This is a genomic window from Pseudomonas sp. MF08817 (assembly GCF_059862705.1).
The window spans coordinates 1-23,273 of record NZ_JCBCUY010000010.1 but is presented as its reverse complement, the minus strand read 5'-3'; the positions used below and the strand labels follow the sequence as shown (position 1 = coordinate 23,273).

Annotated in this window: 23 protein-coding genes and 1 rRNA gene; 11 read left to right on the top strand and 13 right to left on the bottom strand. The window is 64.0% G+C overall.

The genetic code is table 11. The features are described from left to right. Positions 1 to 8: 8 nt before the first annotated feature. A complete protein-coding gene (locus AC19YR_RS08110) occupies positions 9 to 575 on the bottom strand; it encodes a cytochrome c oxidase subunit 3 (protein ID WP_095111222.1) in 567 nt (188 codons plus the stop codon). Continuing rightward, entirely contained in the window at positions 559 to 1,362 is an 804-nt protein-coding gene (locus AC19YR_RS08105) for a CbbQ/NirQ/NorQ/GpvN family protein (RefSeq protein WP_500597910.1), read from the bottom strand. Before AC19YR_RS08105 ends, AC19YR_RS08110 begins: the two co-directional genes overlap by 17 nt. 202 nt (positions 1,363 to 1,564) lie before the next feature. Here AC19YR_RS08105 and AC19YR_RS08100 point away from each other — a divergent pair, with 202 nt between their 5' ends. From AC19YR_RS08100 to AC19YR_RS08050, 11 genes are all read left to right on the top strand, one after another. Then, the gene (locus AC19YR_RS08100; protein ID WP_095111224.1) at positions 1,565 to 3,253 is read left to right on the top strand and encodes a nitrite reductase; all 1,689 of its coding nucleotides are present in this window, start codon (positions 1,565 to 1,567) and stop codon (positions 3,251 to 3,253) included. A gap of 44 nt (positions 3,254 to 3,297) precedes the next feature. After that, on the top strand, positions 3,298 to 3,612 hold the full coding sequence (locus tag AC19YR_RS08095; protein WP_095111225.1) for a c-type cytochrome: 315 nt from the start codon (positions 3,298 to 3,300) through the stop codon (positions 3,610 to 3,612). A gap of 16 nt (positions 3,613 to 3,628) precedes the next feature. After that, positions 3,629 to 3,964: a c-type cytochrome gene (locus AC19YR_RS08090; protein ID WP_500597908.1), complete on the top strand. Its 336-nt coding sequence runs from the start codon at positions 3,629 to 3,631 to the stop codon at positions 3,962 to 3,964. After that, entirely contained in the window at positions 3,961 to 5,139 is a 1,179-nt protein-coding gene (locus AC19YR_RS08085; RefSeq protein ID WP_095111226.1) for a cytochrome D1 domain-containing protein, read from the top strand. Before AC19YR_RS08090 ends, AC19YR_RS08085 begins: the two co-directional genes overlap by 4 nt. Before the next feature lies 1 nt (position 5,140). Then, a complete protein-coding gene (locus tag AC19YR_RS08080) occupies positions 5,141 to 5,599 on the top strand; it encodes an Lrp/AsnC family transcriptional regulator (protein ID WP_095111227.1) in 459 nt (152 codons plus the stop codon). Next, the gene (gene ahbB, locus AC19YR_RS08075) at positions 5,596 to 6,111 is read left to right on the top strand and encodes a siroheme decarboxylase subunit beta (protein ID WP_095111228.1); all 516 of its coding nucleotides are present in this window, start codon (positions 5,596 to 5,598) and stop codon (positions 6,109 to 6,111) included. Before AC19YR_RS08080 ends, ahbB (AC19YR_RS08075) begins: the two co-directional genes overlap by 4 nt. Then, positions 6,104 to 6,547 (top strand): Lrp/AsnC family transcriptional regulator, encoded by a 444-nt coding sequence (locus tag AC19YR_RS08070; RefSeq protein WP_095111229.1) that lies wholly within the window; start codon positions 6,104 to 6,106, stop codon positions 6,545 to 6,547. The genes ahbB (AC19YR_RS08075) and AC19YR_RS08070 overlap by 8 nt, the downstream gene beginning before the upstream one ends. Next, positions 6,522 to 7,040, top strand: coding sequence for a siroheme decarboxylase subunit beta (gene ahbB, locus AC19YR_RS08065; RefSeq protein ID WP_095111230.1), 519 nt, complete (start codon positions 6,522 to 6,524; stop codon positions 7,038 to 7,040). The genes AC19YR_RS08070 and ahbB (AC19YR_RS08065) overlap by 26 nt, the downstream gene beginning before the upstream one ends. Positions 7,041 to 7,049: 9 nt before the next feature. Beyond that, the gene (gene nirJ, locus AC19YR_RS08060) at positions 7,050 to 8,228 is read left to right on the top strand and encodes a heme d1 biosynthesis radical SAM protein NirJ (RefSeq protein ID WP_500597904.1); all 1,179 of its coding nucleotides are present in this window, start codon (positions 7,050 to 7,052) and stop codon (positions 8,226 to 8,228) included. A gap of 72 nt (positions 8,229 to 8,300) precedes the next feature. After that, positions 8,301 to 9,140 carry a uroporphyrinogen-III C-methyltransferase gene (gene cobA / locus AC19YR_RS08055; RefSeq protein ID WP_500597902.1) on the top strand — a complete coding sequence of 280 codons (840 nt, stop codon included), beginning with the start codon at positions 8,301 to 8,303 and terminating at the stop codon, positions 9,138 to 9,140. Next, entirely contained in the window at positions 9,137 to 10,618 is a 1,482-nt protein-coding gene (locus AC19YR_RS08050) for a nitrite reductase (RefSeq protein ID WP_176465182.1), read from the top strand. The genes cobA and AC19YR_RS08050 overlap by 4 nt, the downstream gene beginning before the upstream one ends. A 145-nt stretch (positions 10,619 to 10,763) precedes the next feature. Here the strand turns inward: AC19YR_RS08050 and AC19YR_RS08045 are convergent, their stop codons facing one another. From AC19YR_RS08045 to rrf, 11 genes are all read right to left on the bottom strand, one after another. Continuing rightward, positions 10,764 to 11,507: an SDR family NAD(P)-dependent oxidoreductase gene (locus AC19YR_RS08045; RefSeq protein ID WP_095111242.1), complete on the bottom strand. Its 744-nt coding sequence runs from the start codon at positions 11,505 to 11,507 to the stop codon at positions 10,764 to 10,766. A gap of 207 nt (positions 11,508 to 11,714) precedes the next feature. Next, on the bottom strand, positions 11,715 to 12,242 hold the full coding sequence (locus tag AC19YR_RS08040) for a nitrous oxide reductase accessory protein NosL (protein WP_095111233.1): 528 nt from the start codon (positions 12,240 to 12,242) through the stop codon (positions 11,715 to 11,717). A 31-nt stretch (positions 12,243 to 12,273) separates the two neighbouring features. Continuing rightward, a complete protein-coding gene (locus AC19YR_RS08035) occupies positions 12,274 to 13,104 on the bottom strand; it encodes an ABC transporter permease (protein ID WP_095111234.1) in 831 nt (276 codons plus the stop codon). Then, complete coding sequence (locus AC19YR_RS08030; RefSeq protein WP_500597899.1) at positions 13,101 to 14,024, bottom strand: ABC transporter ATP-binding protein; 924 nt, start codon at positions 14,022 to 14,024, stop codon at positions 13,101 to 13,103. Before AC19YR_RS08030 ends, AC19YR_RS08035 begins: the two co-directional genes overlap by 4 nt. Further along, the gene (locus AC19YR_RS08025; RefSeq protein WP_500597897.1) at positions 14,024 to 15,265 is read right to left on the bottom strand and encodes a nitrous oxide reductase family maturation protein NosD; all 1,242 of its coding nucleotides are present in this window, start codon (positions 15,263 to 15,265) and stop codon (positions 14,024 to 14,026) included. The genes AC19YR_RS08030 and AC19YR_RS08025 overlap by 1 nt, the downstream gene beginning before the upstream one ends. 204 nt (positions 15,266 to 15,469) lie before the next feature. Next, positions 15,470 to 17,389: a TAT-dependent nitrous-oxide reductase gene (nosZ, locus tag AC19YR_RS08020; RefSeq protein WP_095111237.1), complete on the bottom strand. Its 1,920-nt coding sequence runs from the start codon at positions 17,387 to 17,389 to the stop codon at positions 15,470 to 15,472. A gap of 52 nt (positions 17,390 to 17,441) precedes the next feature. Beyond that, positions 17,442 to 19,547, bottom strand: a complete 2,106-nt coding sequence (gene nosR / locus AC19YR_RS08015) for a transcriptional regulator NosR (protein ID WP_371856256.1) — start codon at positions 19,545 to 19,547, stop codon at positions 17,442 to 17,444. 187 nt (positions 19,548 to 19,734) lie between these two features. Continuing rightward, positions 19,735 to 21,123 carry an oxygen-independent coproporphyrinogen III oxidase gene (gene hemN / locus AC19YR_RS08010; RefSeq protein WP_095111243.1) on the bottom strand — a complete coding sequence of 463 codons (1,389 nt, stop codon included), beginning with the start codon at positions 21,121 to 21,123 and terminating at the stop codon, positions 19,735 to 19,737. Positions 21,124 to 21,147: 24 nt separating this feature from the next. Next, positions 21,148 to 22,494 carry an oxygen-independent coproporphyrinogen III oxidase gene (locus AC19YR_RS08005; protein ID WP_256576664.1) on the bottom strand — a complete coding sequence of 449 codons (1,347 nt, stop codon included), beginning with the start codon at positions 22,492 to 22,494 and terminating at the stop codon, positions 21,148 to 21,150. A 107-nt stretch (positions 22,495 to 22,601) separates the two neighbouring features. Continuing rightward, entirely contained in the window at positions 22,602 to 23,045 is a 444-nt protein-coding gene (locus AC19YR_RS08000) for a CopD family copper resistance protein (RefSeq protein ID WP_095111239.1), read from the bottom strand. 147 nt (positions 23,046 to 23,192) lie between these two features. Then, positions 23,193 to 23,273, bottom strand: a 5S ribosomal RNA gene (gene rrf, locus AC19YR_RS07995); the annotation flags it as partial.

The following is a 23,273-nucleotide window of genomic DNA, read 5'->3' as shown; positions in this document are numbered from 1 at the left end:
AGCCTCCTTCAACCAATGACGTAGACCAGCGGAAACAGCACGACCCACACCAGGTCGACCATGTGCCAATACAGCACGCCCGACTCCATGCCGCCGTAGGCGTGGCGCCAGCAGCGCCGGGACAGCCAGGCAAGGATGGCCATGCCCAGTAGCACGTGGAGGAAGTGGAACCCGGTGAGGATCCAGTACAGGGTGAAGAACCTGTTGTGCTCCAGCCCCAGGCCGGCCGCCGCCAAGTGCTGGTATTCGCCCAGTTTCAAGCCGACGTAGACGCTGGCCAGCAACAGCGCCAGCAGCAACGCCGCGCTCGCCCGACGTGCCCTGCCCTGGCGCACCCAGTGCTGGGCCATGGCCGCCAGCAGCCCGGCGGTGAGCAGGCTCAAGGTCAGGGCCAGGCCGGTGGAGCGGTCGAGCAAGGCGCGGCTGGCGCTGAACAAGGGCCGGTCCAGGGCCTGGGCGCCGGCGAAGGTGAGGATCAGCAAGGCGAACACCGACAGTTCGGCGAGGATGAAAAACCACATCGCCAGGTCCCCCGGCAGGGTACCGGGGGTGCGGGCGTCAGCCGAAGTGGACATCGACCACGTCCATCAGCGCCGCGACGGTTTGTACGTCGTCGCTCAGGGGTTCGGCCAGGCACGCCAGGCACGCCTCCCGGGGTGGCATGCCGGCGCCGATCATGCGCGCGGTAAAAATCAGCAGCCGCGTGGAGGCCACTTCATCCAAGTCATGCTGGTCGAGGCGGCGCAGGGCGTGGCCGAGGGTCACCACCTCGGTGGCCAGGGCCAGGTCCACCGCCGCTTCGCGGGCGACGATGCGTGCCTCGTCGGCGGCGGCCGGGTAGTCGAAGCGCAGCGCGGCGAAGCGCTGGCGGGTGCTGGGTTTCATACCCTTGAGCAGGTTCTGGTAACCGGGGTTATAGGACACCACCAGCATGAACCCGGGCGGTGCCTGCAAGACCTCGCCGGTACGTTCCAGGTACAGCTCGCGGCGGTCGTCTGCCAAGGGGTGCAGCACCACGGCGGTGTCCTGGCGGGCCTCTACCACTTCGTCGAGGTAGCAGATGCCGCCCTCGCGCACGGCTCGGGTCAGCGGGCCGTCCTGCCACCAGGTGCCTTGGGCGCCGATCAGGTGGCGGCCGATCAGGTCGGCGGCGCTGAGGTCGTCATGGCAAGCCACGGTGTACAGCGGCAGGTTGAGGCGGTGGGCCATGTGCTGCACGAAGCGGGTTTTGCCACACCCGGTGGGGCCTTTTATCAGCACCGGCATGCGGTGGTGCCAGGCTTGCTCGAACAGCGTCTGCTCGTTGCCTTGCACCTGGTAGAAGGGTTCGGCGCTGGGGTGGCCGGGGGTTGAGAGGTCCATGTAAGTACCTGTTGGCGCAGCGGATTTGCACGCCAAGCTACGGCGCCCTGCGACAACCTGGCAAGCCGCGTGCGCCGCAAACTTGATCGCCGTCAAGCGAGCATCGGGGCTGCGCGACATAGCCTTGCAGTGCACTAAGAACCTGCGCTCTGCACTGCCTTTTCAGCGCATCGCAAAGGTCTGCCCTGAGGAGTAAAAACCAATGCTGATCCGCAACCGTAAAACCTTCGCTTTGACCTTCGCCACGCTTTGCTCGGCGCTGGCCCTGGCGGTGACCCACGCCGCCCGCGCCGAGGAACCTGCCAGTAAACCCGCCGCGCCTATGGTGAAAACCGCCGGCGCCCCCGACATGACCCAAGCCGACTTCGACGCCGCCAAGGAGATCTACTTCCAGCGCTGCGCCGGTTGCCACGGCGTACTGCGCAAAGGCGCCACCGGCAAGCCGTTGACCCCGGACATCACCCAGGGCCGCGGCCAGGCCTACCTCGAAGCGCTGATTACCTACGGCTCGCCGGGCGGGATGCCGAACTGGGGCACCTCCAATGCCCTGACCAAAGACCAGATCACGGTCATGGCCAACTTCATCCAGCACACCGCCCCGACGCCGCCCGAGTGGGGCATGGCCGAAACCCTGAAGACCTGGAAGGTGCTGGTTAAACCCGAAGACCGGCCGAAGAAGCAGATCAGCAAACTCAACCTGGAAAACCTGTTCTCGGTCACCCTGCGCGACGACGGCAAGATTGCCCTGATCGATGGTGACAGCAAGAAAATCGTCAAGCTCATCGAGACCGGTTACGCGGTGCACATTTCGCGCATTTCCGCGTCCGGGCGCTACCTGTTGGTGATCGGCCGCGACGCCAAGATCGACATGATCGACCTGTGGCCCGCCGAGCCGACCAAGGTCGCGGAGATCAAGGTGGGCATCGAGGCGCGCTCGGTGGAAACCTCCAAGTTCAAGGGCTTTGAAGACAAGTACGCGATTGCCGGCTCCTACTGGCCGCCGCAGTTCACCATCATGGACGGCGAAACCCTGGAGCCCAAGCAGATCGTCTCCACCCGCGGCATGACCGTGGACAAGCAGGAATACCACCCTGAGCCACGGGTGGCGGCGATCATCGCCTCCCACGAATGGCCGGAGTTCATCGTCAACGTCAAGGAAACCGGCAAGGTGCTGCTGGTCAACTACCAGGACATCAAGAACCTCACCATCACCAGCATCGACGCCTCGCCGTTCCTCCATGACGGCGGCTGGGACAGCACCCACCGCTACTTCATGACGGCGGCGAACAACTCCAACAAGGTCGCGGTGATCGATTCCAAGGAGCGCAAGCTCACCGCCCTGGTGGACGTGGGCAAGATCCCCCACCCCGGCCGTGGCGCCAACTTCAACCACCCCAAATACGGGCCGGTGTGGGCCACCAGCCACCTGGGCGACGGCGGGATTTCGGTGATCGGCACCGACCCGATCAAGCACCCGCAATACGCCTGGAAGCAGGTCGAGTCCCTCAAGGGCCAGGGCGGCGGTTCGCTGTTCATCAAGACCCACCCCAACTCACGCCACCTGTACGTGGACACCACCCTCAACCCGGACGCCAAGCTGAGCCAATCGGTGGCGGTGTTCAACCTCGACAAGCTCGACGCCGGCTACACCGCGTTACCCATCGCCGAGTACTCCGGCATCAAGGACGGCGCCCTGCGCGTTGTGCAACCGGAATACAACAAGGCCGGCGATGAGGTGTGGTTCTCGGTTTGGAACGGCCAGACCGAGGAATCGGCGCTGGTAGTGATCGACGACAAAACCCTCAAACTCAAGTCAGTTATCAAGGACAAGCGTCTCATCACCCCGACCGGCAAGTTCAACGTCTACAACACCCAGTACGACATTTATTGAACTGCCATGACATTTATTGAGCTTCATCAACACGAGAAAACCCTATGAAAAATATGCTCATCCCCTTGTTCGCCCTGGCCGCTGCACTCAGCGTGCAAACGGCCCTGGCCGATGACGGCGCAGCGCTGTTCAAGAGCAAGCCGTGCGCCGCGTGCCATACCGTGGACATGAAAATGGTGGGCCCGGCGCTCAAGGATGTCGCGGCCAAGAACGCCGGCAAGGCCGATGCCCAGGCCACCCTGGCCAAGCACATCAAGGAAGGCACCCAGGGCAACTGGGGCCCGATTCCAATGCCGGCCAACCCGGTCACGGATGAAGAAGCCAACACCCTGGCCAAGTGGGTACTGAGCCTTAAATAACGACCCGGAGGGCGTCATGAAACCATCGATCATCGGTTTGGCCATGGCGCCGCTCCTACTGTTTTTTTGCGCCAGCGCAGCTGCGCTGACGCCCCCCGACGCACCGCGCCGGGCCCAACTCGAACACCTGCTGGCCCAGGACTGCGGTGCCTGCCACGGCCTGCACCTGACCGGAGGCCTGGGCCCGGCCCTGACCGCCCAGGCCCTGGCCGGCAAACCCCGCGCCAGCCTGATCGCCACCGTCACCCAGGGCCGGCCCGGCACCGCCATGCCGGCCTGGGAGGCGCTGCTCAGCGAAAGCGATATCGCCTGGCTGGTGGACATTCTCGTGCAAGGAAACCACGCCCCATGATCCGATCCTTCCTGTTGTCGGCCGCCGCCGCCCTGCTGCTCGGCGGCTGCGCCCAAGCCCCGTTGCGCGGCACCGGTGACCTGGGTGTGGTCATCGAGCGCGCCAGCGGCAGCGTGCAGATTATCCAGAGCAGCGGCGCCACGCCCCTGGCGCGCCTGGAGGGGCTGGGCGACCTGTCCCATGCCTCGGTGGTGTTCTCGCGCGATGAGCGCTATGCGTATGTGTTCGGCCGCGACGGTGGGCTGACCAAGATCGACCTGCTCACGCTGCGCATCGAGCGCCGGGTAATCCAGGGCGGCAACGCCATCGGCGGCGCCATCAGCCAGGACGGCACACTCATTGCCGTGTCCAACTATGTGCCGGGCGGGGTCAAGGTGTTCGACGCCGTGACCCTGGAGCAGGTGGCCGACATCCCCGCCACGCCCCTGGCCGACGGCAAGCAGCGCTCGCGGGTGGTGGGCCTGGTGGATATCCCGGGGCAAGGCTTTGTGTTCAGCCTGTTCGACACCGGCGAGATCTGGACCGCCGATTTCAGCCACGGCCGCGTACCGACTATCACCCGCTACACCGGCATCGGCCAGCAACCCTACGACGCCCTGATTACCCCCGATGGGCGCTACTACATGGCCGGCCTGTTCGGCGAAGACGGCATGGCCCAACTCGACCTGTGGCACCCCGAACGCGGGGTCAAGCGCGTGCTCGGCGACTACGGCCGCGGCCAGGCGAAATTGCCGGTGTACAAGATGCCCCACCTCGAAGGCTGGGCCGTGGCCGACAACCAGGCGTTCGTGCCCGCCGTCGGGCGCCACCAGGTGTTGGTGATGGACGCCCGGACCTGGACCCAGACCGCCGCCATCCCCGTGGCCGGGCAACCGGTGTTCGTCACCGCGCGGCCCGACGGGCGCCAGTTGTGGGTCAACTTCGCCTACCCGGACAACGACCGAGTGCAGGTGATCGACAGTGAAACCCACGCCATCGTCGCCGACCTGCGGCCGGGCCCCGCCGTGCTGCACATGGAATTCACCGGCCGTGGCGACCAGCTCTGGCTGTCGGTGCGCGATGGCGACCAGGTGCAGGTCTGGGACCCGTATCGCCTGACCCTGAAAACCAGCCTGCCCGCCGAGAAACCCAGCGGCATCTTCTTCACCAACCGCGCCCACAAACTGGGGTACTGAAATGGACTTTGATCGACTCACCCGCCGCCTCATCGACCGCTACCAACACGGCATGCCGCTGTGCGAGGAACCCTACCGGGAAATGGCCCAGGTGCTGGGCTGCAGCGAACCCGAGGTGATGGCCTGCCTGCAACGCCTGGAGCTGGCCGGCGCCCTCTCGCGCATCGGCCCGGTGTTCGAGCACCGCCACGCCGGTGCCAGCACCCTGGCCGCGTTCGCCGTGCCGCCGGAGCGTTTGCAGCAGGTGGCGGCGCGGGTCAACCAATACCCGGAGGTCAACCACAACTACGCCCGCGAGCACCACTACAACCTGTGGTTCGTGGTCACCGGCCCTGATCGCCAACACCTGGAACAGATCCTCGTCGAACTGGAACAGGACACCGGCCTCACCGCCCTGGACCTGCCGATGCTCACCTCCTACCGCATCGACCTGGGCTTCGCCCTGGGAGACTCGGCATGAGCGAGCCGCTCACCGTGCAGCAAGCGCTGGCCCTGCGCCGCCAGTTGGAAACCGGCCTGCCGCGGGTCAGCCGCCCTTACCAGGCCCTCGCCCAGCACCTGCACGCCCAGGAGAGTCAGGTGCTGGAACAGATGCGCCAGTGGCAGGAAGAAGGCCTGTTCCGCCGTGTCGGCCTGGTGCTCAACCACCGCGCCCTGGGCTTTACCGCCAACGCCATGCTGGTGCTGGACGTGCCCGATGCGCTGATCGACGAAGTCGGCCAACGCCTGGGCAAAGCCCCGGGGATCACCCTGTGCTACCAGCGCCCACGGCGCTTGCCGCACTGGCGCTACAACCTGTTCTGCATGGTCCACGGGCGCCAGCGTGACCAGGTGGAGGCCCATATCCAGGGCTTGCTCGACGCCCATTTGCTGGCCGACCTGCCCCACCAATGGCTGTTCAGCACCCAGGCCTTCAAACAGTGCGGCGGGCGTTTCGCCCCGCCCAAGAACGAGGCCTGGGCCCATGGATGATCTGGATCGGCGCCTGATAAACCGCCTACAACTGGGCCTGCCCCTGGTACGCCACCCTTGGCAGGTACTGGCCGAGGAACTGGGCAGCACCAGCGCACAATTGCTCGACCGCCTCCACGAGTTGCTCGAAGACGGCTTGCTCACCCGCTTCGGCCCGATGTTCGACGTCGAGCGTTTGGGCGGTGCCTTCACCCTCGCCGCGCTGGCCGTGCCCGAGGAGCGCTTCGACGCCGTGGCCGAACTGCTCGAAACCCTGCCCGAGGTGGCCCACAACTACCGCCGCGAGCACGCCTGGAACATGTGGTTCGTGCTCGGCTGCGCCAACGAGCAGGCCGTGCACGACACCTTGCAACGGATCGAGGCCACCACCGGCCTGGCGGTGCTCAACCTGCCCAAAGAGGAGACTTACCATGTCGGTTTGTATTTCCCGGTCTGACGATGCCTTGGCCCTGCGCCTGGTCAAATTGACCCAGGCTGGCCTGCCCCTGGTGGACGACCCCTGGGCCTGGCTGGCCGAGCAGTTGGGCATCAGCGTCGACGCCACCCTGCAACTGCTCCAGCGCCTACAAGCCGAGGGCGCGATCCGGCGCATCGCGGCAGTGCCCAACCACTATCGCCTGGGCTACCGCTTCAACGGCATGACCGTGTGGGACATCGACGACGAACACATGCCACGCCTCGGTGCCCTGGTCGGCGCCCAACCCTATGTCAGCCACTGTTACCGGCGCCCGCGCCGCGAAGCGTGGCGCTACAACCTGTTCGCCATGGTCCACGGCCGTAGCAGCGAAGAAATCGACAGTTACCGCGAGCAGTTGCGCTTCCTGCTGGGCCAGGCCTGCGCGGCTGACGAGATGCTGGTCAGCAGCCGCATCCTGAAAAAAACCGGCCTGCGCCTGCCCACCCACCCGGCCGGCCACCCCGTGCTCTAGGAGAATCCCATGTTAAGGATCAGCCATTACCTACGTGCCCTCGCCGGCCAGAGCCCGCCCCCGCGCACCAGCCTACCCGGCAGTACGCAGGCGCCGGTGGTGATCTGGAACCTGCTGCGCCGCTGCAACCTGACCTGCAAGCACTGCTACGCCACCTCGGCCGACAGCGTGTTCCGCGATGAACTGGACACCGCTGCGGCCCTGGCGGTGATCGATGACCTGCACGAGGCCGGGGTCAAGGTGTTGATCCTCTCTGGCGGTGAGCCGCTGCTGCGCGACGATCTCTTCGAGCTCAGTGCCTACGCCCGCGCGCGGGGGTTTTTCGTCGCCTTGTCCACCAACGGCACGTTGATTAGCGAAAGCAATATCGAGCAGATCGCCGCCGCCAATTTCGACTATGTGGGGGTCAGCATCGATGGCCTGGAAGAAACCCACGATGCCTTCCGCCAACTGGTGGGCAGCTACGCCAGCTCCATGCACGGCATCGCCCTGTGCCGCCAACGCGGCATCCGCGTGGGCCTGCGCACCACCCTGACCCAGGAAAACCACGCCCAGCTCCCGCAACTGCTGGACCTGATGCGCGAATACGACGTACAGAAGTTCTACCTCTCGCACCTCAACTACAGCGGCCGCGGCAAGCGCAGCCGCCAACTCGACGCCCACCAGCAGATGAGCCGCGATGCCATGACGCTGATCTTCGAGCGCGCCTGGGCCGATATCCAGGCCGGCAGCCTAAGCGATTTTGTCAGCGGCAATAACGACGCCGACGCCATCCTGCTACTGCAATGGGTGCATCGCCACCTGCCCGAGCACTACCCGCAACTGGAGCACATGCTCCACGCCTGGGGCGGCAATGCCTCCGGTTCCGGCATCGCCAACATCGACAACACTGGCGAAGTCCACCCCGACACCTACTGGTGGCAGCACTCGGTGGGCAACGTGCGCAAGACGCCGTTCCGCACCCTGTGGCTGGACGAACCCGACCCGCTGTTGCAGCAACTGCGCCAGCACCCACGGGCCATCGGCGGGCGCTGCTCGCAGTGCCGCTGGCTGGATATCTGCAACGGCAACACCCGCACCCGCGCCTGGGCCGAAGGCGACCTGTGGGGCCAAGACCCCGGCTGCTACCTGAGCGACGAAGAGATCGGCGTGCGCCCCCAGAGCAACCTGATCTGCGTCCAAAGCTGAATGGGCTGCACCCGGCCCACGCGGCGGCACAGCCGCGGGGCCGCCACCTGATGAAGTACCAAGGAAGTCGCCATGAATTCATCCCTCGTGATACCTGCCGCACTGCAATCGCTCCTGCGCCCCGGTGAGGTGGCCCTGGTCGGGGCCGGCCCGGGCGACCCACGCCTGCTGACCTTGCGGGCCTGGAGCCTGTTGATGCAGGCGGATGCGGTGGTCTTCGATCGCCTGGTCAGCCCCGAGTTGCTGAGCCTGATCCCCCTGGCCTGCGCCCGCCATTACGTGGGCAAGGCCAGCGGCTGCCACAGCATGCCCCAGGAGCAGATCAACCAATTGCTCGCCGACCTCGCCGACCAGGGCCAGCGCGTGGTGCGCCTCAAGGGCGGCGACCCATTCATTTTCGGCCGTGGCGCCGAAGAGCTGGAGTACCTACTGCAACGCGGCGTTGACTGCCAGATCGTACCCGGCATTACCGCCGCGGCCGGGTGCAGCGCCTATGCCGGCATCCCCCTGACCCACCGCGACTTGGTCAACTCCTGCCGCTTCATCACCGGGCACCTGCAACGCGACGGCGAGTTGAGCCTGCCGTGGGCCAGCCTGGCCGACGACAGCCAGACCCTGGTGTTCTACATGGGCCTGTCCAACCTGGCGGTGATCGCCCAGCGCCTGATGGAAGCCGGTATGCCCCCGGGCACCCCGGCCGCGCTGATCTGCAATGGCGCACGGCCCGACCAGCACGTGGCCCGGGGCACCTTGGAACACCTGAGCAGCATGGCCATCGAATGCGAGCAAGGGGTGCCGACACTGACCGTGATCGGCAAGGTGGTCGCATTGTTCGCCGACCAGCATGTGGAATACCCGGCGCGCGTCTACCCCCATCGCGTCGCGGCCAAAATGACCGAGGTGGCATCGTGAAAGGCCTGCTATTGCTGCCGCTGCTGTGGGCCAGCGCCGCCCATGGCGCGGCGCCGCAGCCTGCCGCCGCGCTGTACCAGCAGCACTGCGAAAGCTGCCACGGCGCCACACGCCTGGGCGCTGCCGGGCCGGCGCTGCTGCCCGAGAGCCTGGGGCGGATCAAGCCCGATGAGGTGCGCAAGGTCATCGCCAACGGCCGCCCCGCCAGCCAGATGGCCGGGTTCGCCGGCACCCTCAGCACACCACAGATCGACGCCCTCGCCGACTACCTGCAACAGCCCCCCGCCACGCCGCCGACTTGGAACGACCACGACATCCGCGCCAGCCACAGGCTGCTGGCCGACCTGAGCACACTGCCCAGCACCCCACAGCACCACGCCGACCCGCTGAACCTGTTCGTGGTGGTGGAGGCTGGCGACCACCACATCAACATCCTCGACGGCGACCGCTTCACCGTGCTCGACCGCTTCGCCTCGCATTTTGCCGTGCACGGCGGGCCGAAATTCTCGCCGGACGGGCGCTTCGTCTACTTCGCCTCCCGCGATGGCTGGATCAGCCTCTACGACCTGCACAACCTCAAACTCATCGCCGAAGTGCGCGCCGGCCTCAACACCCGCAACCTGGCCGTGAGCAAAGACGGGCGCTGGGTGCTGGTGGGCAACTACCTGCCCGGCAGCCTGGTGCTGCTCGATGCCCGCGACCTGAGCCTGGTCAAGACCCTGCCCGCCACGGGCCTGGACGGCAAAACATCGCGGGTCAGCGCGGTGTACACCGCCCCGCCCCGAAACAGCTTCATCGTTGCCCTCAAGGATGTGAAGGAAGTTTGGGAACTGAGTTATGCCGGCACGCCGAACTTCGAGCCACGGCGCATAGCCGCCCAGGATTTTCTCGACGACTTCTCGTTCTCCCCGGACTACCGCCAGTTGCTCGCCACCTCACGCAAGGCCCAGGGCGGCCAGGTCATCGACTTGGACAGTGGCAACGTCGTCACCGACATCCCCCTGCCCGGCATGCCGCACCTGGGCTCGGGCACCTACTGGAAGCGCAACGGTGACTGGGTGTTCGCCACGCCCAACATCAGCAAGGGCCTGATCTCGGTGATCGACTTCAAGACCTGGAAGCTCATCAAGGAAATCCCCACCCTGGGGCCGGGGTTCTTCATGCGCAGCCACGTCAATTCGCCCTATGCCTGGACCGACGTGTTCTTCGGCCCGGACAACGACGCCATTCACCTGATCGACAAACAGACCCTGGAGATCGCCCACACCCTGCGGCCCATGCCCGGCAAAACCGCCGCCCACGTGGAATTTACCCGCGACGGGCGCTACCTGCTGTTGAGCATCTGGGACACCGACGGCGCGCTGATCGTCTACGACAGCAAGACCCTCAGGGAGATCAAGCGCCTGCCCATGAACAAACCCTCGGGCAAGTACAACGTGGGCAACAAGATCGAATTCGCCGAAGGCACCTCCCACTGACCCGCCCCTCGTAGCAAGCGGGCTCGCCCGCGCCGGGCTGCGCAGCAGCCCCATCACTCAGGTTCCACGGATATCAGGGATGGGAGGGCTTTGCCCTCCAGCGCGGGGGAGCCCGCTTGCGACGAGAGGTGGGTTAACCGGCGTATTACCCCAGGGTGTAGCCACCGTCGACTTTCCAGTCCTGGCCATACACCCCGCGGGCGCCTTGAGAGAGTTGGAAAACCATGACATTGGCCACTGCCGCCGCATCGAGAAAACGCCCCGGCACCAGGCGTTGGGTCAGGCGGCTGGTGAGCGCCTCCAACTGCTCTTCGTCCAGGCCCAGGTTGTCCCACAGCGCTGTGGCGGTGGGCCCCGGTGACACCAGGTTGATGCGAATGCCCAGCGGCCCGAGTTCGGTGGCCAGGGTGCGCACCTGGGCCACCAAAGCGGCCTTGCTGGCGATGCTGGCGGCCAGGCCGGGGAAGCTGGAATCACAGAGGAAACTGCCAACGAACACCACCGACGCCGGGTTGGCCAACTCGCCGCGCAGCGCCGCCAGGGTATTGAGCGCCCCGGCACCGTTGACCGCCCATTGGCGCTCGAACGCGCCCATGTCCAGGCTGTCGGCCAGTTCTGCACTGCCGGCATTGGGCACCAGGTAATCCACCGCTCCCAGGCGCGCAGCCTGGCGCGCCAGTTCGTGCAAATCGTCGGTTCGGGTGACATCCCCAGCGAACCAGCGCAAGCGCTCGCCGTAGATCTGCTGCAACACCGCCAGTTCCCCGAGGGTGCGCGACATGGCCAACACCCGCACCCCGCGCGGCAACAACGCCGCACACAGGGCCAGGCCGATCCCTGAACTGGCCCCGGTGATTACCGCCAAACGGTCCTGAAACTCGGTCTTCATCATCTACACCTCACGCCTAGGGATTACCGCGGGGCCTATCTTTGAACAGCGCAGGAAATAGCGACTTGACGGTAATCAGATTTGTTGGATGAGGGGGAGTGTGCGCGGGAGATGGCGGGTGCCGCTGACCTGTAGGAGCACGGCTTGCCGGCGATGGCGATCTCAACGCCACCCTCGCTGGCAAGCCAGGCTCCTACGGTGAGGATGTCAGTGCATGTCGTGATGCATTGCCGGTTGTTGTTGCAGCACGGCTTGGTCGATGTCGGCAAAGCGCAGCACGCGCCCGCCATTGATGGTGGCCAGTTTTTCGGCGGCCTGCTGGTCGGAGAACGAGGCCAGGACCACGCCCATGGCACCCTTGAGGTTTGTGCCGATCACATAGAACGCGGTTTTTGCGTCGATCAGGTAAGCGTCGTTGGGCGCGTCCCAGGGGCTGCGGCCCATGTCGTGGACGTAGAGCTTGGCATCGTCGTGGTGGTTTTCCGGTTGCAGCCACCAGCCGAGCATTTCGGCGGTGGAGCAGAATTTCTTCACGCCGTTGCGCTCCACGACCTGGCCTTTGGGGCCGGGGAACTCGGAGATAATCATGCCGCACACGTGGCATTCATCGCTGGGGTGGAACGCCGTGGGGGCATCGCTGTAGCTGGCCGTTTCGGCCTTGTCGCAGGCCCCCAGCAGCAGCCCCAGCAGCAATACGGCACAGACGCGGGCGGTGTTTTGGTAAAAGCGGTTCATCGTTGGGTACTCCATCAAGCCTCAAAATTCGTCAAACCGCGCGGCGGCGGAACAGCCGGTAGGCCAGGCACAGCGGCGCCACCACCCACAGGCCCAGGCACAGCCAAAGCATCGAGCCCGGCAGCGGCAGGTCTTTGCCCAGGGTCAGGACCCCGGCCATGTTGGCCCCGGCCTCGAAGCCGGAGAGGTTTATCAAGCGATACACGTCCGCCGGGTTGAGCAGCAGCAGCCAGGGCAGCAGTTTGGGGCTGAACTGGCCTTCGCTGAGCACCAGCAGGGCCAGTAGCACCAGGTCGAACACCAGGACGAAGAAGAACCACACCCCCAGCGCCAGGCCGGCGGCGGTGGATTTTTCCGCCGAGACGCTGCTCAGCACATAGGCCAGGCCCAGGAAACCCCAGCCCAGCAGGGTCGAGGACACCATAAAGCGGCCAAAGGCCCACAGCAGCAGAGGCAACTCCACGTCTTCGACCAACAGCGCGATGGCGAGCATGGCGCAGCCAAAGCCGATCAACGTGGCCAGGGCCAGGGTCAGGCCATGGCCGAGGAATTTGCCCAGCAGGATCTGCCCGCGCCCCAGGGGGTAGGTGAGCAACAGCAGCAAGGTGCCGCTTTCGTCTTCGCCAACGATCGCGTCATAGGCCAGCAACAGGGCGATCAGCGGCATCAGGAACGTCGCCAGGCTGGCGAGGCTGGCCACGGTGGCCGGGATCGAGGTGAAGCCCAGTTGCCCGGACGCCGCCGCGCCGAGCCAGGCAATGCCCAGGGCCAGCACGGCGAACAACAGGCTGATCGCCAACAGCCAGCGGTTACGCAAGCCATCGCTGAGTTCTTTGCGGGCCATGTTCCAGATCGGCGTCATACTGCCCCCTCGCCCGGCGCCAACTCGGCGCGGGTCATGTAGTAGCGATACAGGTCTTCCAGGGACGGCGGATGGATCTCCACGTCCCGGGGGTCGTCTTCTTCCAGCAACTGGCGCAACAGCCCCAGTTTGCTGCCGTTATGGGCCGCCACTTCCAGCCCCGCCGCGCCCCAGGCCTGGGTCTCGTGGCCGGCCAGGTTCCAGCGCTGCTGCAAGGGCCAGGCGTGCTTGAGGCCGCTGGCGCGGATCAGGGTGGGCAGGCCGGCGTCTTCACGCAGCTTGGCCAGGCTGCCCAAGGCCAACAGGCGCCCCTGGGTGAGGATCGCCGCGCGGTTGATATAGGCCTCGACACCCGGCAGCACGTGGGAGCAAAGGATGATGCTGGTGCCCTGGTTGCGCAGGCGTTCGAGCAGGCGGTAGAGGTCTTGGGTGGCGATGGGGTCCAGGCCCACGGTGGGTTCGTCCAGCAGCAACAGGCGTGGCGCGCCGAGCAGGGCCTGGGCCAGGCCCAAGCGCTGGCGCATGCCCTTGGAGTAGGTTTTGACCCGGCGCCGCGAGGCCGCGCCTAGGCCGACGTCGTCCAGCAGGCTGTCCACCTGGGCCAACCCCGCGCCTTTGAGGCGGGCGAAGTGGCGCAGGGTTTCCAGGCCACTGAGTTGCGGGTAGAAGGTGACGTTTTCCGGCAGGTAGCCCAACAACTGGCGCACATGGGGGTCGCTGGGCGCGCGGTCGAACACCCGCACCTGGCCGCTGCTGGCCTGCAACAGGCCCAGCACCAGTTTCATGCTGGTGGTCTTGCCCGCGCCGTTATGACCGAACAGGCCAAGCACTTCGCCCTCCCCCAGGCTCAGGGTGAGGTCGTGCAACACGGTGGTGTGCCCGTAACGCTGGCTGACGCCTTCGATCTCGACCACGTTCATCAGCTCGGCTCCTTGGCTTGTATGGGGGATTTCATCAGCGGATAGCTGTCTTGCACGCCTGGGGATTTCATCACCGGAAAGGCCCGTTGCACCCAGCGCAGCAGCTCGATGCCGGGGCTGTTCATCAACAGGCGCACCTGCGGGTAGAGCCAGAGCAAGCGGTCGACGCTGTCGTTGGGCTCGTAGGCGATGTCGCCCAGGCCATCGCCGTCGCGGTCCCAGCCCAGGTAGTCGCTCCAGTAGTTGCCATGCCCCTCCACCGACCATTCCTGCAAGCGCGTGGCGACGTATTTGACCTGGCGCTGGTTGTCGATGAACGCGTTGTTCTGAATGCGGTTGTCTTCGGAGCCGGCAGTGAGGTGAATGCCCACCGGGCTGCGCTCGAAGTGGTTGCCCTCGATCACGTTGAACAGCGAGTTGTAGATGAACAGGGCCTTGCCTTCGGCACCGGGGATCATGGTGTCGCCGGTGGTGCCGTCGCGCACGTCGCTGACGAAGTTGTCGCGCAGGGTCGAGTAGGTGATGTAGTTCATCAGGATGCCGTAGTTCTGGTCCTGCTCGGAGCGGTTGCCGATCACCGTCAACTTGCGGCTTTGCATCAGGGCAAACCCGGTGCGGGTGCGCCGCGTGGTGTTGCCCAGCACCTGGTTGTCGTTGGCGAACATGTAGTGCACGCCGTAGCGCAGGTCCTCCAGGGTGTTGCCCTGGATCAGGTTGCCGTTGGAGGTGTCGATGTAGATGCCGTCGCGCGCCTCGCGCACTTCGTTGCCAATGACCCGCGCGCCGTGGACCGCGTAGAGGTGGATGCCGTTGCCACGGTCCTGGGAACGCAGGTTCGGGTCGCCCTGGATGCGGTTGTCGAGCAGGCTGGCGTCCTGGGCGCCGTCAACCCAGATGCCGAAGCCCTGGCCGCGCATATGGTTGCCCTGTACCACCGCGCCCCGGGCCTGGGGTTGGATGAAGACGGCGGCGTTCATGGCCGTGAGGTCATGGCCCCAATCGGTGAAGGTGCAGCCGCGCAAGGTCACGTCGGCGGCGCTGATAATCATGCTGTTGCCCACGCCTTGGGCCTGGAACACCGCACCGGGTTCGCAGTCCAGTTGCATGGGGCGGTCAATGCTGAAATTGCCTTGGTACTGGCCGGCAGGCAGACGCCACTGGCCTTCACCCGCCGCCTGGAGCGGCAGGTTGTCGATAGGTTGCACCGCGCCAACGGCGGCGGTGGAAAAAGCCGTGAGCACAAGGGCTATGAGGTGTATCCGGTTTACGCGCACAACACCGTTCCTTGTTCCGATGGGCCCTGCGAGGTGGCGGCAGGTGAGGGAGCGGGCTTGCCCGCGATAGCGGCTGAACATTCAACAGTGATGTCGACTGATAAATCGCAATCGCGGGCAAGCCCGCTCCCACAAAGGGCTAACTGCAGCCACCTATGGCCTCAGTAGGCGTTACGCCCGTTCGACCTTCATGCGGCCGACCATTTCCATGTGCAGCGCATGGCAGAACCAGCTGCAGTAGTACCAGTGCAGGCCGGGTTTATCGGCGATGAAGGTGATGGAGGAGGTTTGCTGCGGGCTGATCTCCATGCTCACGCCGTGGTTGGTCATGACGAAGCCGTGGGACACGTCTTCGATCTGGTCGATGTTGGTGATGGTCACGGTGACTTCATCGCCCTGCTTGACGGTGAATTCGTTCAGGCCATAGGACGGCGCCATGGAGGTCATGTAGACCCGCACTTTCTTGCCGTCGCGAATGACCTTGTTGTCGGTCTCCAGGTTGATCCCGTCTTTCTTGGCGATGGCCACGGTGGCGGCAAAGAACGGGTCGTCGCGCTTCCAGATTTTCTGCGTCTTGATCTGGTCGCGGCGCGCCAGGATGCAGTCGTGGGGTTCGGCGAAGGCTGGGCCGTCGTGGACCAGTTTCATTTCCTCGCCAGAGATGTCGATCAACTGGTCGTTTTCCGGGTGCAGCGGGCCGGTGGGCAGGAAGCGGTCCTTGGAGAACTTGCACAGCACCACCAGCCACTTGCCGTCGGCTTCGCTGGTTTCGGTCAGGGAGGCGTGGTTGTGGCCAGGTTGGTAGTGCACATCGAGTTTCTGCTTGATGTAGTTGACCTTCTCGCCTTTGTAGGCGCGCACGGCCTCGTCCATGTTCCACTTCACCACTTGGCTGTCGATGAACAGCGTGGTGTAGGCGTTACCGCGACCGTCGAAGGTGGTGTGCAGCGGCCCCAGGCCCAATTCCGGCTCGGCGACGATAACCTCGCGCGGGTCTTTGAACTTGCCGGCGAACAGGTCGTCGAGGCGGTCGATGGCGATCATCGAAACCGTCGGCGAGAGCTTGCCGTTGGCGATGAAGTACTTGCCATCGGACGAGGTATTGAGGCCGTGTGGGTTCTTGGGCACAGGAATGTAGCGGGTGAACGGCGAGTCCTTGCCATCGACTTTGCGCCCGTCCACTACCGGGGTTTTGTCGCCGTCAACGTGGATGAACTTGCCAGCCTTGATCGCTGCTTCGATGGCCGGGATGTTGAACACCACTACCCAGTCGCGCTCGTTGCGCATCATGCCGCCCAGGTCGTAGGCCTTCTCCGAGTTGTAGCAGGTGGCAGCGGCATAGCGGCCGCTGTAGTCCATGTCGGCGTTGTCGAGGTTACCGTCGACGATGACCTGGAAGGCCATTTCCATTTTTTCGGCGTCGATGGCGTTGAACATGGTGAAGCTGTTTTTGTCCTGCAGGTCGAAGCTGTGACCATCGTTAGGGTGCGGGATGACGAACTCGCCGTTGGCGAACACGTACTTGGTATAGGGCACTTTTTGCAGGCGCAGACCGTGGATCGCCTGCACGTTCGGCACGGTGAGCATCTTGTCGCACTTCATGATGTCGAGGCGGATGCGCGCGACGCGGGAGTTGGCCTTGTCGTTGATGAACAGGTATTTACCGTCGTACTTGCCGTCGGTCATGGAGATGTGGGGGTGGTGGCAGTCGCCGTTCAGGTATTTGCCGCTGTCCCCGAGCACGCGCTTGCTTTCGTTGGTCAGGCCCCAGCCGGTGGCGGAATCGACGTTGAACACCGGGATACGCATCAGCTCACGCATCGAGGGCACGCCCAGCACCCGCACTTCGCCCTGGTGACCACCGCTCCAGAAGCCGTAGTACTCGTCCAGCTCACCGGGTGCGACGTGGATCTTGGACCGTGCTTCCTTGGCCGCAGCCGCCCAGGACTCGCGGGTAAACACCGTACCGCCCAGCGCCGTGGCGCCGGCCAGGGCCGCGCTGGCCACCGCGCTGGTGCCGAGGAAGCCGCGCCGGCTCAGGCCCTTCGGCGCTTCGTCCTGCGGGCCTTGGTTGTTGTCTTTATCGCTCATGCTGTGTGCTCCTTGAAGGGAAAAACCATCTGGAAAGCCGTTGCGCGCAGGGTCATTCGCCGGGGGCCACCTGCACCACCGGGATCAGTTGCGCCGGGGCAGGTGCCGCTTTGTTGCGCTTCTTGCGCTTATTGATGAGCGGCGGGCATTTGTTCTCGTTGTGCCAGGTCATCTGGCAGTCGAGGCAGTAGTGACATTCGTTGGCGTTGATATGGCCGTCGGGGTGGATCGCCTGGATCTCGCATTCCTTGGCGCACAACTGGCAGGGGTTGCCGCACTCCTGGCGACGTTTGAGCCAGTCGAACAGGCGGAACTTGCTGGGGATCGCCAGCGCCGCGCCCAGGGGGCAGATGTAGCGGCAATAGACTTTGCGGGTGAACAGGTTGACCACCAACAGGCCGGCGGCGTAGAGCACGAACCACCATTGGCGGTCGAAGCGCAGGGTGATGGCGGTTTTGAACGGCTCCACCTCGGCGAAGCGCTCAGCGGTGGCCATGGACTCCAGGGACAGGCCGAACAGCACCAGCAAAATAATGTATTTGAGGGCCCACAAGCGTTCGTGCACCGCGAAAGGCAATTCGTATTGCGGCACCTTGAGCTTGCGCGCCAGCTCGTTAATCAGCTCCTGCAAGGCGCCGAACGGGCATAGCCAGCCGCAGAACACACCACGGCCCCACAGCAGAATGCTGCCGGCAGTGAACACCCAGAGCATGAAGATCACCGGGTCGGTGAGGAACAGCTCCCAACGGAAGTTCTCGAACAGGGCATGGACGAAGGTCAGCACGTTGACCACCGACAGTTGCCCCAGGGCATAGCCGCCGATGAACAGCACGGTGAAGCTCAGGTAGCCGCGGCGCACCCAATGCAGCAGGCGCGGGCGCTGGGCCAGGGTGTCTTGCAGGAACAGGATGGCCGTGAGCAGCAACAGCGCGGCGGCGAGCACACCCACCTGCACGCTCTTCTGGTACCAGATGTTCAGCCACAGTGGGCGATTGGCTTCCTCGATGGCCGCCAGTTGTTCGGCGCTGGGCGCCGGGCGGTCCAGGTAGGCTTCGGGTAACTGGTAGGCCAACTCGAAGCTGCTGAACACGCCGCTGACCGGCCCGGTCTGGCGCCGCACCAGCAGCTCCAGGCTCCAGGCCGCGCCCGGGTCAAAACGGTGGGAGGCGCGCACGATGAAGATCGCCATCTCGTCGAAGGCTGGCATGCCCTGGGCATACACGTCGTCGAGGCGCTGGAAGTCCATGTCACGGAAGCTGATGCTGTCGCCGAACTGGCGCAGTTGCACCCGGTCGAAAATCCCACCGCGCACATAGCCCGACCCCTTGAACGAGTAGCTACCGCTGCCAAGCACGGCGATGGCTTGCTCGCCGGGCTTGAGTTCGCTCATCAGCGTGCGGTACTGGCTCTCGCCCAGCAGGTTGCGGCCGATGGTGGGCGGGTTGAGGTGGGTGACGTAGAGGTCGATAAAGCTGTCGTCGGCCTGCTCTGGCGTGGCCACTTCAACCTCGGCGGCAGCGGTGTTCTTGAATGCACTATCGACCTGGCCGCGGGTCAGGTTCAGGCGGCGGATGGAGCCGTCACCCAGCAGCGTCGCCCAATCCGCGCTGTGGTAGACATCCTCGCGGACCTTGGCCGGCGTGGCGGCCACACCGGCGTTGTCTTTGACCAGGCCCAGGGACACGGCCACCGTATGGGCGGCGCGCATGATGACTTCGTTGACCACCATGGCGGTGACGGTAGCACCGGCAATGGCATCGACCGTCACGGCATTCGGGTCGCTGGAATGGCCCACCACTACCCGCTGGTTGACCTGAATGCCCAGGTACTTGGCGCTGAATTCGTGAAGTTTTTCTTCCGCTATGCCCACCAGCAGAATCGGCTCGTGGTGCTCCAGGACAAAGGCGTCCTTTATCACCCCGGCCGGGTCGAGAATCACTTGGGTGTTGATCGGCTTGCCGGAGTAGGCCGGAATGTCCACCACGTCCAGGCTCTGGAACACGTAACCCAGCACCTGCTCACCCGCAGACAAGGTCTGCACCTTGTACGGGCCCTGGGGCTCGGAAACTTTGTCGACGTTGGGGAAGGTTTTTTCGATGCGCTGCTGTTCGATGCCGCCATAGGACTTGGCGTACACCGCCTCGAAGGGAGCGGCCATCAGGGCCAACACAAGGACAAGACCCAGGGTCAGAAAATGCAGGGAGTTACGGCACAACAGCGGGCGGATCTTCATGAAATCTCAGACTTCAACGGCGGGATCTGCCGCCCATGTTAGGGAGCCCATGGCCCCCTGCCCTTGATTGAAATCAACTTTGAAAAGTTATCGTGAACCCACCCTGCCCGGCCTAGACGGTGCGGGAAAACCGGCCCTTTTGTTCGCCACCCAGGTAAGCGTCGAATGCCATCGCTGCGCTGCGCATCATCAGGTGGCCCTGGGGGAGCAACACCAGCGCATCGTCGTGGAGTTGCACCAAGCCGTCTTGCACCAGAGTCTGGAGCTGGGCTAATGCTTCAGCGAAATACTCGCCGAAACGGATGCCGTGGCGCGCCTCGAACTTGGCGAACTCGATGCGCCCGTGGCACATCAGGTCGTTGATAACCTCGCGGCGCAGCAAGTCATCGGCACTCAGGCGATAACCGCGGTGCACCGGCAGCAAGCCTTGATCCAGGCGAGCGTAGTACTGGGACAGTTCCTTGACGCTCTGGCTGTAGCTGTCGCCGACCTTGCCGATGGACGACACGCCCAGGCCAATCAGGTCGCAGTCGGCGTGGGTCGAGTAGCCCTGGAAGTTGCGTTGCAGGGTGCCGTTGGCGCGGGCACGGGCCAGTTCGTCTTCGGGCAAGGCGAAGTGGTCCATGCCGATGTACACGTAACCGGCCTCGGTCAGGCGTCGGATGGTCAGTTCCAGCAACTCCAGCTTGCGCTCCGGCGGCGGCATGTCTTCTGGGCGGATCAGGCGCTGGGCACGCACCAGTTCCGGTAAGTGCGCATAGCTGTAGGCAGCGATGCGGTCCGGGCGCAGGGCGATGATCTTGCTCAGGGTCACGTCGAAACTGGCAACGGTTTGCAGTGGCAAACCGTAGATCAAATCGACACTGACGGATTTGAAATGCGCTTGCCGGGCGGCGGCCACCAGTTCGTAGACCTGCTCTTCGCTCTGCACCCGGTTGACCGCCGCTTGTACCTGCGGGTCGAAATCCTGCACGCCGAAGCTCAGGCGATTGAAACCCAAGCCACGCAATGCACGGATCTGCTCGGCGCTGATGGTGCGCGGGTCGACCTCGATGGAGAACTCGTGGTTGTCGCTGTCATCCATGTCGAAAGCCTGATGCAGGTGCTGCATCAGGTCCGCCAACTGCTCGTGGGTCAGGTAGGTGGGCGTGCCGCCGCCCAGGTGCAATTGGGTGAGCTTGCGGGTGCTGTCGAACAATGCCGCCTGCATATTGATTTCGCGCTTGAGGTAATTCAGGTACTCAGTGGCGCGATGGGTTTTCTGGGTGATGATTTTGTTGCAGGCGCAGTAGTAGCAAAGACTTTTGCAGAACGGGATGTGGATGTAGACCGACAGCGGCTTGGGCACGGCGGCCTGGTTGCTGTCGTGGGCGGCGCGTTGGTAGTCGTCCACGGCAAACGCCTGGTGGAACTGCGGCGCGGTCGGGTATGAGGTGTAGCGCGGCCCCGGGCGATCGTACTTTTCGACCAGGGCGCGATTGAATTCAAGAGCGGGGTTCATCATCGATCAACTCGTGGGGGGGCGTTAATGCCGTGCAGCGTCCAAATCCCTTTCAAACAGATTGCAGATGGCGTCCACCTCCAGCCTCGCGGCAGGAAGGATGCTTATCATGCGGCTCGACAGCTCGATCAGGCCGTCACGGCTCAACTGCTCCAGCAGTGGCCAGACGGATGAAAAGTATTCGCGAAATATCAGACCATGGCGACGCTCGATAGCCTCGATGTCCAGTTCCAGGTCGCACACCAGGCGCTCCATGACGTCGTGGCGCACCTGATCCTGGGCCTCGCAGCGCCAACCGCGGATCGTGGGCAACTGCTCGCGGTCCAGTTGCAGCTGGTAGTGCTGTAGGTCTTCGGTGTTTTGCGCATACAGATCATCGATCTGGCTGATGGCACCCAGGCCGAGCCCTACCAGGTCACAGTAACCGTGGCTGGTAAAGCCCTGGTAGTTGCGGTGCAGGCGGCCTTGCTCCTGGGCAATGGCCAGGTCGTCGTCCGGGCGCACAAACTGGCCGAGACCAATGTAGTAATAACCAGCGGCGCACAGTTGCTCGAAACAATCCTGGCGCATGGCGCGCTTATCCTCGTCGCTGGACAACCCGGTGAAGGGGCTGGCGCACAGCGCGCGGTGCCGTGGCCCGGGCTGGGCGTAATCGAATGCCAGCACGCGGTCAGGCTCCAGCTCGATGAGAGTGGCTAACTTGCGAGACAAACTTTGCGGCGTTTGCCAGGCATGACCGTAGCCCAGATCAACGTTGATAGTGCGAAAGCCAAAGGTGCGCGCCGCGTCGATCAGTGAATGAATAGGCGCCGGGTTCTGGTAGCAGGCCACTGACAGCTCGGCGTCTGCGCCCATGTCGGGCACGCCGATGCTGACATGGTTAAAACCCTGGTCGCGCAGCAGGCGCATGGTTGCCCAATCCGTGTGGTGCAGATCGACTTCGACGCTGTAGTCGCCACCTTCGTGGCCCAAAAAATTAAAGCGGCTGCGCAGGCGCTTCATCAACCGTTGCAGGTGAGCAGCACAAGGGGTGCCACCGCTAAGGTGAAACTGCTCGATACGTTGCTCGCTGCTTAAATGGCAACCGATCAGGTCGATTTCGCGCTCCAGGCGCAACAGGTACTGCTCCACATGGCCCCGCTCGCAGCCCGGGGTTTGGGGAGCGTTCGCCAATGCCTTGAGCGTGGAAGGCAATTGCACTGTCAGGGATAGGGGCCGCTGCTTCTGTCGACTACTGCGTAACGCACGCAGCAAGTCCAGGGAGCCGATACCACCGTGGAATTTTTGGCTGTCACTGGCGTAGCCGAGGGCGGCCCTCTCTTTATTGCAGTGGAGGGGCCGCGGGTTGGGATTGTGATAAACGTCGAACATCGCGGTCTCCGAGACTGGCTACGGGAGGTCAGTGTCGGCCTTTCACCTGGGAGGCTCCTTGATTTGCATCAAGCTGAGGCCAGACCTGGCACAGAATCTGCCCGCAACTACCAGCTCAGATAGAACATACCTTTGGCCAAGAGGACGATGGCGACCATATGCACAAACAAGCTGCGATGGATGAAATGCACATAGGTGGCTTTCATCCGTTTCGTACGAAACAGGAACATTGCCGCTAAGAAATGCAGTAAAACGCTGCTGGCAATCAGGATCTTGAGGGCCAGCAACGTGCCGAAGGAGGAACTGAAGGGGGAGCCCAATGCGGGCAGATAGCGTAACCAAACCATGCCCAGGCCGGCGCCAAACAGGATTATCAGCACCCAAGGCATCAGTGACCGTGCACGGCGCCCAATGCCCTGCTCCACCAGGTCCATGACTCTTGAAGGAATCTGCTTTCGGATGCTCTCCAGGAACAACACTTCAAAAAATACTGTGCCAATAAAGATCAGCGCGGCGAACAAATGCAACGTCAATAGCAGCGGATAGATCATGGCGGCCTCACCTTGGATGAACCATTGTCGGTGTCGGCATTGGCGCCTGCCTTGATGGGGATCAAACTGTTCACGGCTGGCCTGGCCCTTTTCCATCGCGCAAAACAAAACCCCATCTGCTTTCGCAAATGGGGTTTCGGAATTTAATCTTGACGATGACCTACTCTCACATGGGGAAACCCCACACTACCATCGGCGATGCATCGTTTCACTGCTGAGTTCGGGATG